At 63.2% G+C, this 13,792-nt stretch carries 14 protein-coding genes and 1 tRNA gene; 10 read left to right on the top strand and 5 right to left on the bottom strand.

Going from position 1 to position 13,792, the window contains the following annotated elements:
• The first annotated feature begins 54 nt into the window (after positions 1–54).
• From BLT86_RS03125 to BLT86_RS03150, 6 genes are all read left to right on the top strand, one after another.
• Positions 55–1,020: a siderophore ABC transporter substrate-binding protein gene (locus BLT86_RS03125; RefSeq protein WP_092374557.1), complete on the top strand. Its 966-nt coding sequence runs from the start codon at positions 55–57 to the stop codon at positions 1,018–1,020.
• Positions 1,021–1,185: 165 nt separating this feature from the next.
• A complete protein-coding gene (gene cysM, locus BLT86_RS03130) occupies positions 1,186–2,091 on the top strand; it encodes a cysteine synthase CysM (RefSeq protein ID WP_017677484.1) in 906 nt (301 codons plus the stop codon).
• Complete coding sequence (gene rlmD, locus BLT86_RS03135; protein WP_092374560.1) at positions 2,091–3,449, top strand: 23S rRNA (uracil(1939)-C(5))-methyltransferase RlmD; 1,359 nt, start codon at positions 2,091–2,093, stop codon at positions 3,447–3,449. The genes cysM and rlmD overlap by 1 nt, the downstream gene beginning before the upstream one ends.
• 134 nt (positions 3,450–3,583) lie before the next feature.
• The gene (gene relA, locus BLT86_RS03140; protein WP_021490068.1) at positions 3,584–5,827 is read left to right on the top strand and encodes a GTP diphosphokinase; all 2,244 of its coding nucleotides are present in this window, start codon (positions 3,584–3,586) and stop codon (positions 5,825–5,827) included.
• 11 nt (positions 5,828–5,838) lie between these two features.
• Complete coding sequence (gene mazG, locus BLT86_RS03145) at positions 5,839–6,654, top strand: nucleoside triphosphate pyrophosphohydrolase (RefSeq protein ID WP_092374563.1); 816 nt, start codon at positions 5,839–5,841, stop codon at positions 6,652–6,654.
• Positions 6,655–6,812: 158 nt separating this feature from the next.
• Entirely contained in the window at positions 6,813–7,352 is a 540-nt protein-coding gene (locus BLT86_RS03150; protein ID WP_017677480.1) for a DUF2058 domain-containing protein, read from the top strand.
• Between the two features lie 36 nt (positions 7,353–7,388).
• On the opposite strand, the gene BLT86_RS03155 is transcribed toward BLT86_RS03150, so the two are convergent.
• Both BLT86_RS03155 and BLT86_RS03160 read right to left on the bottom strand, forming a co-directional pair.
• Positions 7,389–7,661, bottom strand: a complete 273-nt coding sequence (locus BLT86_RS03155) for a Rho-binding antiterminator (protein WP_017677479.1) — start codon at positions 7,659–7,661, stop codon at positions 7,389–7,391.
• 120 nt (positions 7,662–7,781) lie between these two features.
• Complete coding sequence (locus BLT86_RS03160) at positions 7,782–9,029, bottom strand: OprD family porin (RefSeq protein WP_092374566.1); 1,248 nt, start codon at positions 9,027–9,029, stop codon at positions 7,782–7,784.
• Between the two features lie 319 nt (positions 9,030–9,348).
• Here BLT86_RS03160 and BLT86_RS03165 point away from each other — a divergent pair, with 319 nt between their 5' ends.
• Both BLT86_RS03165 and BLT86_RS03170 read left to right on the top strand, forming a co-directional pair.
• Positions 9,349–10,488 carry a DUF5610 domain-containing protein gene (locus BLT86_RS03165; RefSeq protein WP_075746731.1) on the top strand — a complete coding sequence of 380 codons (1,140 nt, stop codon included), beginning with the start codon at positions 9,349–9,351 and terminating at the stop codon, positions 10,486–10,488.
• Positions 10,489–10,537: 49 nt separating this feature from the next.
• Positions 10,538–10,774 (top strand): glutaredoxin family protein, encoded by a 237-nt coding sequence (locus BLT86_RS03170; protein WP_003461739.1) that lies wholly within the window; start codon positions 10,538–10,540, stop codon positions 10,772–10,774.
• A gap of 61 nt (positions 10,775–10,835) precedes the next feature.
• Here the strand turns inward: BLT86_RS03170 and BLT86_RS03175 are convergent.
• From BLT86_RS03175 to mobA, 3 genes are all read right to left on the bottom strand, one after another.
• Positions 10,836–10,912, bottom strand: a tRNA-Pro gene (locus tag BLT86_RS03175).
• A gap of 129 nt (positions 10,913–11,041) precedes the next feature.
• Entirely contained in the window at positions 11,042–11,263 is a 222-nt protein-coding gene (locus tag BLT86_RS03180; RefSeq protein WP_017677476.1) for a YgdI/YgdR family lipoprotein, read from the bottom strand.
• Between the two features lie 86 nt (positions 11,264–11,349).
• Entirely contained in the window at positions 11,350–11,940 is a 591-nt protein-coding gene (gene mobA, locus BLT86_RS03185; protein WP_092374569.1) for a molybdenum cofactor guanylyltransferase MobA, read from the bottom strand.
• 68 nt (positions 11,941–12,008) lie between these two features.
• Between mobA and moaB the strand changes: the two genes are divergently transcribed.
• Complete coding sequence (gene moaB, locus BLT86_RS03190; RefSeq protein ID WP_045732987.1) at positions 12,009–12,548, top strand: molybdenum cofactor biosynthesis protein B; 540 nt, start codon at positions 12,009–12,011, stop codon at positions 12,546–12,548.
• A complete protein-coding gene (locus BLT86_RS03195) occupies positions 12,545–13,759 on the top strand; it encodes a molybdopterin molybdotransferase MoeA (protein ID WP_092374572.1) in 1,215 nt (404 codons plus the stop codon). Before moaB ends, BLT86_RS03195 begins: the two co-directional genes overlap by 4 nt.
• Positions 13,760–13,792: the final 33 nt, after the last annotated feature.

The raw sequence follows: 13,792 nt of genomic DNA on the forward strand, positions 1-13,792 counted from the left end.
TTCCTGGCGCGCCGCTGCGGCATCCACGAATACTCAAAAAGTGAGGAAAGCGATATGACGCTGTTCAAGCGTACCCTAATCAACCTGTTGCACCTTGGCGCGCTGATGTGCGCCGTGTCAGCCGCCCAGGCCGCCTACCCGCTGGCCATCGAACATGGGCAGGGCAAGCTGACACTGAACCAGGCGCCCACGCGCGTCGCCGTTTTTGACCTGGGCGTACTGGACACGCTCGACGCCCTTGGCATCGCCGCCGAAGGCGTGCCGCAGATGTCAGGGCCGGCCTACCTGAAGGCGAAATACGAAGGGCGCAAGACCGTCAATGTTGGCACCCTGTTCGAGCCGGATCAGGCGGCTTTGGAGCGTCTCAAGCCGGACCTGATTATCATCGGTGGCCGCTCCAGCAATCAGTTCGAGGCGCTTTCGGCGCTGGCGCCGACCATCGACCTGAGCATCGCCCCAGACCACTTCCTGGCGGGCATGCAGGGTAATCTGAAAGTGCTGGGCGAGATCTTCGACAAGCAGGAGCAGGCTGTGCAGCTGCAAGCGCAGCTGAACAAGGAGCTGGCTGCCGTTCATGCAAAGACTACCGGCCAGAGCTCGCTGACGCTGTTCACCGTCAACGACGCGCTGATGCTGCATGCGCCGGGCGAGCGTTTCGGCATGCTCAACGAAGTGCTGGGTACTCGTTCGGTGGTCGAGTCGGTGGACCCGGCGAGCGTGGCGCAGGTGCGCCCGGCGCCTGATTCGCCCGAGGCCAGGCAACTGCGCGAGCGGCAAAAGGTGCGCCTGGAGGCGGCGTTGAAAGAACAGCCGCAGTGGTTGGTGATCCTCGACCGTGGTGCGGCAACCGGCGGCGAAGGCAAGGCCGACGAGACGCTGGGCAAGCATGCCGGTATAGCAGCCAGCAAGGTCTGGGCCGATGGCAAGGTGTTCTATCTCGAGCCAGCGACCTGGTATATCGCCACTGGCGGCTATCAGGGCCTGATGAGCACTCTGAAGGCTTTCGCTGCCGCGCAATAAAAGAGGTGGCATATGGCCCGGATGCAGTCCGGGTCACCGCCAGACAATCCCGGATTGCATACGGGGCAAGGCTTGATCACCGCCTGCAACCGATCATGGCGTGATGAAGCGACGGGTTCGGCGTATCATGATGCCCCTTCGCGTCAGTCTGGATTCGAGCGACCCATGACCCTGCAATTCCCCACCATTGCCGACTGCATCGGCAATACCCCCCTGGTACGCCTGCAACGCCTGGGCGGTGAAACCAGCAACACCCTGCTGGTCAAGCTGGAAGGTAACAACCCGGCCGGTTCGGTCAAGGATCGTCCGGCACTGTCGATGATCAACCGCGCCGAGCTGCGTGGCGATATCCAGCCTGGCGATACCCTGATCGAAGCCACCAGCGGCAACACCGGCATTGCCCTGGCGATGGCGGCGGCGATCAAGGGCTACAAGATGATCCTGATCATGCCGGACAACTCCACCGCCGAGCGCAAGTGGGCGATGACCGCCTATGGCGCCGAGCTGATCCTGGTCAGCAAGGAGGAGGGCATGGAGGGCGCTCGTGATCTGGCCGAGCGGCTGCAGGCCGAAGGGCGCGGCAAGGTGCTCGACCAGTTCGCCAACGGTGACAACCCCGAGGCGCATTACAGCGGCACCGGCCCGGAAATCTGGCGCCAGACCGGCGGAACCATCACCCACTTCATCAGCTCCATGGGCACCACCGGCACCATCATGGGTACCTCGCGCTACCTCAAGGAGCAGAACCCGGCGATCCAGATCGTCGGGCTGCAGCCGCAGGAAGGCTCGGCCATCCCCGGCATCCGTCGCTGGCCGCAGGAGTACCTGCCGAAGATCTATCAGGCCGAACGTGTCGATCAGGTGATGGACATGGGCCAGGCCGAGGCTGAGCACGTCATGCGGCGCCTGGCGCGGGAAGAGGGCATCTTCTGCGGCGTTTCGTCCGGCGGTTCGGTGGCCGGCATGCTGCGCCTGTCGCAACAGGTGGAGAACGCGGTGCTGGTGGCGATCATCTGCGACCGTGGCGACCGTTACCTGTCCACCGGCGTTTACGAAGAACCGGCGCACTGATGGCCAGACGCAGCTCCAACCTGCGCTTTCAGCCCAGCGGCGGCAGCCGTGCGGCGCAGGTCCCGGTCGGCAAGAAGCAGAAGCTCGCCATCGAACGCCTGGCCGGTGACGGTCGCGGCATCGCCTTCGAAGGCGGGCGCACCTGGTTCGTCAGTGGCGCCCTGGCCGGCGAGCAGGTCGAGGCACGGGTACTCAGTGCCCGCAGCCAGACCGTCGAGGCGCGCGCCGAACGCATCATCGCCGCCAGCAGCGAGCGCCGTGCGGCGCCCTGCATTCATGCTGACCGCTGCGGCGGCTGCAACCTGCAGCACATGCCCCACGCCGATCAGTTGGCCCTGAAACAGCGCACGCTGGCCGAGCAGCTTTCACGCCTGGGCGGCGTGCAGCCGGATGAGTGGGCAGCGCCGCTGGCCGGTCCCGAGTTCGGCTATCGCCGCCGCGCGCGTGTTGCCGTGCGCTGGGACGCCAAGGCGCGTCAACTGCAGGTCGGCTTTCGCGCAGAGGCCAGCCAGGACATTGTCGCCATCGATGAGTGCCTGGTGCTGGTACAGCCTTTGCAGCCTATTTTCAGCGCGTTGCCGGCGTTGCTGCGCAGCCTGGAAAAGCCGCAGGCAGTCGGGCACGTGGAACTCTTCAGTGGTACTGCCGAAGCGTTGCTGCTGCGGCACACGGCAGCGCTGGCGGAGGCTGATCTGAACCGCCTGCGCGCATTCTGCAGCGAGCATAGTGCGCAGCTGTGGTTGCAGGGTGAAGGGCAGCCGCAGCCTGACGAGCAGAGCGCCGAGCTGGGCTTTGAGTTGCAACGCTGGCACCTGCGACTGGCTTATCGGCCGGGCGATTTTGTGCAGGTCAATGGTCTGGTCAACGAGGCGATGGTCGCTCAGGCGCTAGACTGGTTGGCAGTGCAACCTGGTGAGCGGGTGCTGGATCTGTTCTGCGGCCTGGGCAATTTCGCCCTGCCGCTGGCGCGTCAGGCTGCTGAAGTGGTGGCTGTGGAGGGCGTCGAGGCGATGGTGCAGCGTGCCGCTGGCAACGCGCACAACAATGGCTTGGACAATGCGCACTTTTTCCGTGCCGATCTGTCCAACCCGCTGGCCTCCGAGGCCTGGGCGCGTGGCGGTTTTACCGCGGTGCTGCTCGACCCGCCACGCGATGGCGCGTTGCAGGCGGTGCGTGGGATGAGTGAGTTGGGCGCGCGGCGCCTGGTCTACGTCTCCTGCAATCCGACCACTCTGGCGCGCGATGCGGCCGAGTTGGTGCAGCAGGGCTATCGCCTGCGCCGCGCCGGGATTCTCGACATGTTCGCGCAGACGGCGCATGTCGAGGCGATGGCTCTATTCGAGAAACCCGAGATTTAGGTCTTGGGCCAAAGCGGTACGTTCGGTACCGCAGGGATGTGCAGGATGCGCATTCTTTCAGTTAATCCGACCGGCTCAGAGAAGGCCGGCGACTGCTCGGTGCGACCTATGCGCGCCGTAGGGAAGGTAAGACGATGGTTCAGGTGAGAGCGCATCAGCCAGTCAACGATGACGGCAGCATCAATCTCGAGGCCTGGTTGGAGCATGTCACTCGCGTCGATCCGGCGCTGGATCGTCAGGCATTGCAAGAAGCCTGCGAGTTCGCCCGTGATCTGGAGCAGCAGGCCAACACCACACCGCATCACTGGAGTGAGGACGCATCTACATTCCGCGCCGGCCTCGACATCGCGGAAATCCTCGCCGATCTAAAACTCGATCAGGATTCGCTGGTCGCGGCGATCATTTATCGCGGCGTACGTGAAGGCAAGATCACCCTGGCTGCGGTGCACCAGCGCTTCGGTCCGGTGGTGGCCAAGCTGATCGAAGGCGTGCTGCGCATGGCGGCGATCAGCGCCAGTATCAATCCGCGTGAATCGGTAGTGGTCGGCTCGCAGACGCAGGTCGAGAACCTGCGCAAGATGCTGGTGGCCATGGTCGATGACGTGCGCGTGGCGCTGATCAAACTGGCCGAGCGTACCTGCGCCATTCGCGCGGTCAAGGAAGCCGACGAAGAGAAGCGTCAGCGCGTGGCGCGCGAGGTGTTCGACATCTACGCGCCGCTGGCTCACCGCCTCGGGATCGGCCACATCAAGTGGGAGCTGGAGGATCTGTCCTTCCGCTACCTGGAGCCTGAGCAGTACAAGCAGATCGCCAAGCTGCTGCACGAACGCCGTCTCGATCGCGAACAGTACATCAACGACGCCATGGCCCATCTGCGCCAGGAGCTGGAAGCCACCGGCATCAAGGCCGACATCAGTGGCCGGGCGAAACACATCTATTCGATCTGGCGCAAGATGCAGCGCAAGGGCCTGCAGTTCAGCCAGATCTACGACGTGCGCGCAGTACGGGTGCTGGTGCCGGAGGTGCGCGACTGCTACACCACCCTGGGTATCGTGCACACCCTGTGGCGGCACATTCCCAAGGAGTTCGACGACTACATCGCCAACCCCAAGGAAAATGGCTACCGCTCGCTGCACACCGCCGTGCTCGGGCCGGAAGGCAAGGTACTGGAGGTGCAGATTCGCACCCACGCCATGCATGAAGAGGCCGAGCTGGGGGTTTGTGCGCACTGGCGCTATAAGGGCACCGACGTCAAATCCGGCTCCAACCACTACGAAGAGAAGATCTCCTGGCTGCGTCAGGTCATCGAGTGGCACGAGGAACTGGGTGATATCGGCGGCCTGGCCGAACAGCTGCGCGTGGATATCGAACCGGATCGGGTTTACGTGTTCACCCCCGACGGTCACGCCATCGACCTGCCCAAGGGCGCCACGCCGCTGGACTTCGCCTACCGCGTGCACACCGAGATCGGCCACAACTGCCGGGGGGCCAAGATCAACGGCCGTATCGTGCCGCTGACCTACAGTCTGCAGACCGGTGAGCAGGTGGAGATCATCACCAGCAAGCAGGGCACGCCCAGTCGTGACTGGCTCAATCCCAACCTGGGTTATGTCACCACCAGCCGCGCCCGGGCCAAGATCGTCCACTGGTTCAAGCTGCAGGATCGCGACCAGAACGTCGCCGCCGGCAAGCAGTTGCTCGAACGCGAGCTGGCGCGCCTGGCCCTGGTTGGCGCGGACTTCGACAAGCTGGCCGAGAAGGCCAACCTGAAAACCGCCGAGGACCTGTTCGCGGCGTTGGGTGCCGGCGACGTGCGCCTGGCCCATGCGGTCAACCTGGCCCAGCAACTGCTCGAGCCGGAACGCAGCAACGAGCAACTGGAGCTGATCCCGCGCAAGGCGCAGGGCTTCAAGCCGGGCAAGCGTGGCGATATCCAGATCCAGGGCGTCGGCAACCTGCTGACGCAGATGGCCGGCTGCTGCCAGCCGCTGCCAGGGGACCCGATCGTTGGCTACATCACCCTCGGCCGTGGCGTCACCATTCACCGTCAGGATTGCCCAACGGCGCTGCAGCAGACTGCGCGCGAGCCGGAGCGGATGATTCAGGTGAGCTGGGGGCCGGTACCGGTGCAGACCTACCCGGTGGAGATCGTTATCAAGGCCTACGACCGTTCCGGTCTGCTGCGTGACGTGACCCAGGTGCTGCTCAACGAGAAGCTCAACGTGCTGGCGGTCAACACCCGTTCGAACAAGGAGGACAACACCGCCTCCATGTCGATCACCGTGGAGATTCCCGGGCTCGATGCCCTTGGCCGTCTGCTGGCGCGTATCGGCCAGTTGCCCAATATCATCGAGGCGCGTCGCCACCGCGTGTCCTAGCGAGAGCTTTCATGTATCGACTCGACGACCTGCTGCACCTGATGGCGCGTCTGCGCGATCCGCAACACGGCTGCCCGTGGGATCTCAAGCAAAGCTACGCGACCATCGTGCCCTACACCCTGGAGGAGGCTTACGAGGTCGCCGACGCCATCGAGCGTGGCGACTTCGAGCATCTGCCGGGTGAGCTCGGCGACCTGCTGTTCCAGGTGGTCTATTACAGTCAGCTGGCGCAGGAGGAGGGGCGTTTCGACTTTGCCCGGGTGGTCGATGGCATCACCAGCAAGCTGATTCGTCGCCACCCGCACGTGTTTCCCGACGGCGATCTGTACGGTGCGCCGGATGCGGCGAAGCTGGAGGAAGCTGCGGTCAAGCAGCGCTGGGAAGAGCTCAAGGCACAGGAGCGTGCGGAGAAGGCTGCTGCCCCCGAGCAGCTTTCTTTGCTCGATGACGTGCCGGCGGCGCTGCCGGCACTCTCGCGTGCGGCCAAGCTGCAGAAGCGTGCGGCTCAGGTCGGTTTCGACTGGCCCGCGGCACTGCCGGTGGTGGACAAGGTGCGCGAAGAGCTGGATGAAGTGCTCGAAGCCATGAGCGAGAACGACGCCGAGGCGGTTGCCGAGGAGATCGGCGACCTGCTGTTCGTCGTCACCAACCTGGCGCGCCACTTGAAGGTCGACCCGGAAGCGGCATTGCGCGCGGCCAATAGCAAGTTCGAGCAGCGCTTTCGCTTTATCGAACAAAGCGTGCGTGAGGCCGGGCGCAGCATGGACGGTTGCTCGCTGGCGGAACTGGATGCCCTGTGGGGCGAGGCCAAGAAGCTGGAGAAGTAGGCGCCTGGCTGTTGATGGATGCCGCCAGGCTTGCATTCGGGTTGCGGCTTGGCTTTCTGGCTGGAGCCGCCGCTGCTTAGCCCTTATGCTGGGCGCCTTGGACTGGCAGCGCGAATCTCGTCGCTGCCGCAACTGAATCATGTTCGGAATCTTTAGTCATGGGTCTTTCCCTGCGCGACCAGCTGCTCAAAGCCGGCCTGGTCAATGAAAAACAGGCCAAGCAGGCTGGCAAGCAACAGCAAAAGCAGAAGCGTCTGGTGCAAAAAGGCCAGGCCGAACTGGATGACAGCACACGCCAGGCCGCACTGCAGGCGCAAGCCGAAAAGGCCGCACGTGATCAGGAGCTGAATCGTCAGCAGCAGGAAAAAGCCGAGCAGAAAGCCCGCGCGGCGCAGGTCAAGCAACTGATCGAGCGTTCACGCCTGCCCAAGCTCGACGGCGAGGACTACTACAACTTCGTCGACGACAAGAAGGTCAAGCGCCTGCCGGTCAACACCATGGTGCGCAACAAGCTGTCCAACGGCTGGCTGGCCATTGTCCGTCATGGTGGTGGTTACGAGATCATTCCGCGCGAGGCTGCGCTGAAGATTCAGGAACGTGATGCCTCGCGCATCGTCCTGCTCAACACCCACGTCGAAGAGCCGGATGCCGATGACCCCTACGCGGCCTATCAGATCCCCGATGATCTGATGTGGTGACGCAGCGTCACTGCATGCTCGCGTAGGGCGTCGCGTTCAGCAGCGATTGCCGCTCAACAGCACTCGACCAAAGCTGGCGCCTGCATCCTGTGGGGTGATCGCCAGCAGGCGATCCATGCGCAGGCGCTGCTCGCCATCGGTGGTGCGCACCAGCAGAAACTCTTCCTTGCTCGCCGTGGTTTCCGTGGTCAGGGCCTGGCCACGCAGCTGAGAACCGTCGATCAGCTCGATATCCAGCTGATAGCGGTGCATGCAGGCGATCTCCAGGTAGTCGTAGAGGTCGCAGGCCAAGGGTTGGTAGTCGTCCATCGAGTTATCCTCCGAGATCGCTAGAGCCTAGCCGAGAAATGGCTCCGACTGTTTTCCAGGCATATAAAAAACGCCGCAACCCGGTACAGGCGTTGCGGCGTTTTCGTGTTGCTGGAGTGTTTACATCAGGGGGATGGTGTAGCTGACGATCAGGCGGTTTTCGTCCAGATCACCGATGCTCGCATTGGAGCGCACCATTGCGTTACGCCAGCGCACGCCGAGGTTCTTAAGTGGGCCTTGCTGGATGATGTAGCTGATATCCACGTCGCGTTCCCATTCCTTGCCGCTTGCGCCACCCACACCGTCGAAGCCGTCACCGGTCACGTAGCGGACGAACGCCGTCAGGCCCGGAATGCCATAGCTGGCGAAGTTGACGTCATAACGTGCCTGCCAGGATTTCTCGTCCTTGCGGGTGAAGTCGAGAATCTGGATGTAGTTGACGATGTAGGGATCGGTCTCGGTCAGGAAGGGGAAGGCGTTGTCGCCGCCGACCTTCTGATAACCCACGCGGAAGGTGTGCGCACCAATGCCGGCCCAGAGGTTGACCGAGGTCAGGTCGTTATCCAGCTTGCCGCCGAGTTTGCGGCCGTTGTCCTGGGTGTCGAAGTAGGCCAGGTTGGCGCCCAGCTTCCAGTCGCCGATCGGCTGCACGTGGATCAGGTTGTACAGCTTCTGGTCGTAGATATCTTCCAGTTCGCCGTACCACGCGCCAACGGTGGTGTTGCCGCCATTGAACTTGTAGTCGCCACCGGCGAAGTTGTAGCGGTCGCTTTCGCCGCCGACGTTGGTGGCGGTGATATCGACCCTGTCGGTGGACGCGCGTTGGTTGACTTCACGCAGCTGACCGCCATTGAGGGTCAGGCCGTCGATTTCCTGCGAGGTGATCATGCCCCCGGTGAACACCTGCGGCAGCAGGCGCGAGTCGCCGGAGGTGACGATGGGCAGCTTGGGCATCAGCCCGCCGACCTTGCCGACGGTCTTGGAAATGCGTGCCTTGACCGCGCCGCTGAGCTCGGAATATTCGTCCGACCCCTCGTTGCCGAAAGCGTTGGGCAGCAGGCCGGTGGCGGCGCGTTCATCAGACGAGTCGAGCTTCAGGCCCAGGCCCGCATAGGCGTCCAGGCCAAAACCAACGGTGCCCTCGGTGAAGCCGGACTCGGCCTTGAGGATGAAGCCCTGCGCCCATTCCTCGCGTTTGGACTGCTGGGCAGCCGTCGTGTCGCGCAGGTCGCGATTCATATAGAAATTGCGGAGTTCCAGCGTCGCTTTGCTGTCGCCGATGAAGTCAGCCTGTGCCAGGCTCGGCAGGGTCAGGCTGGCGCCCAGCGTGGCGAGGGCCACGGCGCGGGCGAGGGGAGTCTTACTCATTATTGTTGTCTCCTCGTTGTTATTAGCAGGTCGGCCACGATGTGACCGGCCAGTTACGGCGCGATGAAATAAAGCATCTCGATAGCGAGTCGACTGTAAGACTTTAGTCTCGCGGGGCTTTGAGCGTGGCTGGAGCGTAAGTGAGGGCGGCCTCTAGATCGCGGTTGTCAGGGGTTTTCTGGATTTGGCCATCGATCGGGAAAATCTCGTTCGAGCGCAAGCGAGCTGAGAAAAATCAATAACCGTTGGTCGATAAAGGTTAAAGCTTGCCTTTCAACGGCCGTTAATTTCGGCAGATAACCTGTTTGGGTACCCCGTCATGAATCCTCTGAGCTCACTGAATTCCGCCGCTTCCCGCACTGCGCAAGCCAGCCAGGCTTTGGCGGCGCGCAGCAATGCCGCCGATGCCCAGGCCACCTTGGCCAATCGCCTCGCCGAGAAGCTCGGTGTGCCGTCGGGCTCGCTGTCTGGGTCGCGTGATGAATACACCCCGGAGAAAGTGGCGGGGCGGATTCTGGGCTTCATCGAGCAGCGTCTGCAGAGCGAGGCCGCTGCTGGCGCTGATCCGGCCAAGTTGGACAAGCTGCTGTCCCAGGCGCGTGATGGTGTCGAGAAGGGCTTTGCCGAGGCGCGCAAGATTCTCGATGGCATGGGCGTGCTCAAGGGGCAGGTGGCCAGCGATATAGACGATACCTACAAGCGTATTCAGGATGGCTTCGGCGATCTCGACAAACGCTTCGGCAGCGCTGCCCCGGGCGCCTCGGACAAGGTTGCGGTGGCCGGTTACAGCGAGCGTTTCAGTGCGTTGGCGGAGACCTTCGACCTGTCCGTCACGACCCGCGATGGCGATCGCCTGCGCATTTCCGTGGCACAGGCTTCGGCCAGCTGGTCGCAGAGCAGTTTCGCCGCTTCCAGCGACGGTAAGTCCACCACTGTGGTGGGCACTAGTCAGTCTGGCAGCATGCGCATCGGTGGCTGGCAGGTGGATGTCGAGGGTGAGCTGGACGACGACGAGATCAAGGCGTTGGAGAAGCTTTTCAGTCAGGTGCAGGATCTCTCCGACAAGTTCTACGCTGGTGATCTGGCAGGTGCCTTCGACCGTGCCATGGCGCTGGATATGGACGGTGAGCAACTGGCTTCGATGTCGCTGCGCCTGACGCAGACCAGCGTGCGTCAGGCCACCGATGCCTATGGCGCCGTGGCTGGGCAGGGCGCCAGTGCGGTCAATACCGGGCTGCAGGAATATGCCCAGGGCCTGCTCGATGCGCTGCGCAGTGCCGGTGATCTGGCGCAGGACGCCGGCGGCATGCTCAAGGAGTTGCTCAAGGGCGGCTTCTCGCTCGATGAGCGCTTCGACCTGCCGCGCCTGGAAAAAGCCGACAGCCTCAACCGCAGTCTGCTCGACGGTTTGCAGTCGCTGCTCGCTGGCCAAGCGGGCAAGGGCGTTGACGCGAGCTGATCGACAGCCGGTGCTAAACTGCGCACCTTGCTGATAGTGAGGTGCGCTCATGACGCCTGAATGCCAACTTTTCGGAACCCTGGGCTGCCACCTTTGCGAGGTGGCCGAGGCGCTGCTCATGCCATTCGTAGAGAATGGTCTGCTGGTCGAGTTGATCGACATCGCCGAGCACGAAGGGATGGTCGAGCAGTACGGTTTGCGCATTCCGGTGCTGCGCCGCTGCGACAGTGGAAGCGAGCTGAACTGGCCATTCGATGCCGAGCAGGTGGTGGCTTTTCTGAGCTGAAAGGCGCTACCGACAAATCGAAGGCAATAAAAAACCCGCCGATTAAGGCGGGTTTTTGATTTGGTCGGAGAGACAGGATTCGAACCTGCGACCTTCTCGTCCCGAACGAGACGCGCTACCAAGCTGCGCTACACTCCGAATGAGCCGTATTCTACCGAAAAACTTTTACTGCACAAGGGGTTAGCCTGAAAAAATCAGCAGGCCGATATCCCTTTCTGCAGCCGGGGCGAGCCCGGTTGTCCTTCAGCGGTGCCTCGGGCTCTCGCCTCAGAGTTCCTTGACGGTCTGCACTTGATCCTTGTTGATCGTGGCGCGCTTGCCGTCGAGTTGCTCGAATTCGTAGAAGCCGGATTCTTCATCGAACTTGGGTTTGTCTACCGTCTGTATTTCACGCCCGTCATTCAGGGTGATCACCGACGGCGTGGAGCAGCCGGCCAGCACAGTGAAGCCGATTGCCATCAGCAGGGCGGGGATTATCCGTTTGGTCATGGTGTGTCTCCTTGGGTGCGAAAGAGGTGCTATACCCTCGCTCAGACGTGAAACTGCCGTATGAGTTCCGCGCAGGGCTTCTCGCTTCAGCAAGGCGATATGCCGTTCGCGAGCGTTTCCGGTGTGTTCAGGTTGGCCAGGCGGGCATCTTCCGGCGTGCAGTCGACGGCGATGGGGGCCAGGTTGCCGAACCAGCGCTGCGGGCTGCGTTCACCGGATTGCCAGGCGTGTTCCAGATCGTCTCTGAGCCCCGTAGGCAACAGGCAGAACAGTGGCTGCCAGTAGTTGCCCTGGCGAATCACCACCGGCCGGCTCCCCGCGTGGGCAAGCAGTGACTCGATCAGCGCACGGTCCACCAGGGGGGCGTCACAGGGCAGAACCAGCATTTGCTCGTGGCGTGCCGCGGCCATGCCGGCGCGGATACCCGCCAGTGGCCCCTGAAAGTCCTGATCCTGATCTGCGACCAGTTGGTCGGCGTAGCGTGCATAGTGCTCCGTGTTGCGGTTGCAGGAGATGATCAGGTCGTCGCTCAACGGTCTGGTCAGATCATGCAACCACGCGATCAGTGGCCGACCGCGCCACTCCAGCAGGCCTTTGTCGCGGCCGCCCATACGCAGGCCTCGGCCACCGGAAAGTAGTAGCACCGAGCAGGTGGGGCGGGCGTTGGATGCGGGCATGTGTGCAGTCTCCGGAGGCAGGCTGTGTGATATAACAGCGCCCATTCTCTCCCAATTGGATGCCTGCCATGAACCATAAGGCCGACGCGGTTTTCGTGCCGCTGAACATTGCCGTGCTGACCGTCAGCGACACGCGCACGCTGGAGACCGATACCTCGGGTCAACTGCTGGTCGACCGTCTGACCGCCGCCGGGCACCAACTGGCCGCTCGCGTTCTGCTAAAGGATGACCTCTACAAGATCCGCGCCCAGGTGGCGACCTGGATTGCCGAGGATCAGGTGCAGGTGGTGGTGATCACCGGCGGTACCGGTTTCACCGGGCGTGACAGCACGCCGGAAGCGGTCGCCTGCCTGCTGGACAAGCAGGTCGATGGTTTCGGTGAGCTGTTCCGGCAGATCTCCGTGGCCGATATCGGCACGTCCACCATCCAGTCGCGTGCGCTGGCCGGTCTGGCCAACGGCACCCTGGTGTGCTGCCTGCCGGGTTCGACCAATGCCTGTCGTACCGCCTGGGATGGCATTCTCGGCGAGCAACTGGATGCACGGCATCGTCCCTGCAACTTCGTGCCGCATCTGAAACAGGTGGGCGCCTGCGAGACACGCGGATGAGTGGTTGCGATCATCCCGGTCTGCTGCCCATGGAGGCGGCGCTGGAGCGCCTGCTGGCTCTGGCGGATGCGGCGCCAATCGAGCAGGTCGAGCCGGTCGTGCTGGCCGAGGCTGATGGTCGTGTGCTGGCCGAGCCGCTGATCGCAGCGCTGGATCTGCCGCCCTGGGCCAACAGCGCCATGGACGGTTACGCCCTGCGCCTGGCCGATTGCAATGGCCAGGCGTTGCCGATTAGCCAGCGCATTCAGGCGGGCACCGCGCCCACACCGCTGGAGCCCGGAACCTGCGCGCGCATCTTCACTGGTGCGCCGCTACCGGAAGGTGCCGACACCGTCGAGATGCAGGAAAACGTTGAGCTGGATGAGGCAGGGCGCGTGCATTTCCGCGAGCCGCTGAAAGTCGGGCAGAACGTACGGGCTCAAGGTCAGGAAACCCGCAGCGGCGACTGCGTGCTGCCGGCCGGTACCCGCCTGGGGCCAATCGAGCTGGGGCTGGCAGCCTCTCTTGGCGCCGCACGGCTGTCGGTGCGTCGGCGCCTGCGCGTTGCCGTGCTGTCCACCGGTGATGAGCTGGTCGAGCCGGGGCAGGCGCTTGGGCCGGGGCAGATCTACAACAGCAATCGCCGTCTGCTGATTGCCTGGTTGCAGCGGCTGGGCTGCAGCGTGGTCGATGCGGGCATATTGCCCGATGACCTGCAGCGCACCCGCGAAGCGTTGGGAGCCTTGGGCGAGGTCGATCTGATCCTCTCCACGGGTGGTGTTTCGGTGGGGGAGGCGGATTTTCTCGGCATAGCCCTGCGCGAGGCGGGCGAACTGGCGCTGTGGAAATTGGCGATCAAGCCAGGTAAACCGCTGACCTTCGGCCACTATCAGGGCGTTCCGGTAATAGGTTTGCCGGGCAATCCGGCCTCGACACTGGTCACCTTCGGACTGCTGGCGCGTCCTTACATGTTGCGTCGTCTTGGGGTGCAGCGGGTCGAACCACTGGGCTTCGCGGTGCCGGCAGGTTTTACCTGGGCTAAGCCGGGTATGCGCCGTGAGTACCTGCGCGCGCGTCTGGAGCATGGGCGCGTGGTGCCCTATGCCAATCAGAGTTCCGGCGTTTTGCGCAGCGCCGCCTGGGCTGAAGGGCTAGCCGAGGTCATGGAAGGCAGTACGCTGGCCGAGGGTGATATGTTGCGTTTCATTCCGCTCAGCGAGATTCTCGGCTAGGTTTCCGAGCCGCCCGACCATGCAGATGGTTGG

Source organism: Pseudomonas sihuiensis, assembly GCF_900106015.1.
Classification (GTDB): domain Bacteria; phylum Pseudomonadota; class Gammaproteobacteria; order Pseudomonadales; family Pseudomonadaceae; genus Aquipseudomonas; species Aquipseudomonas sihuiensis.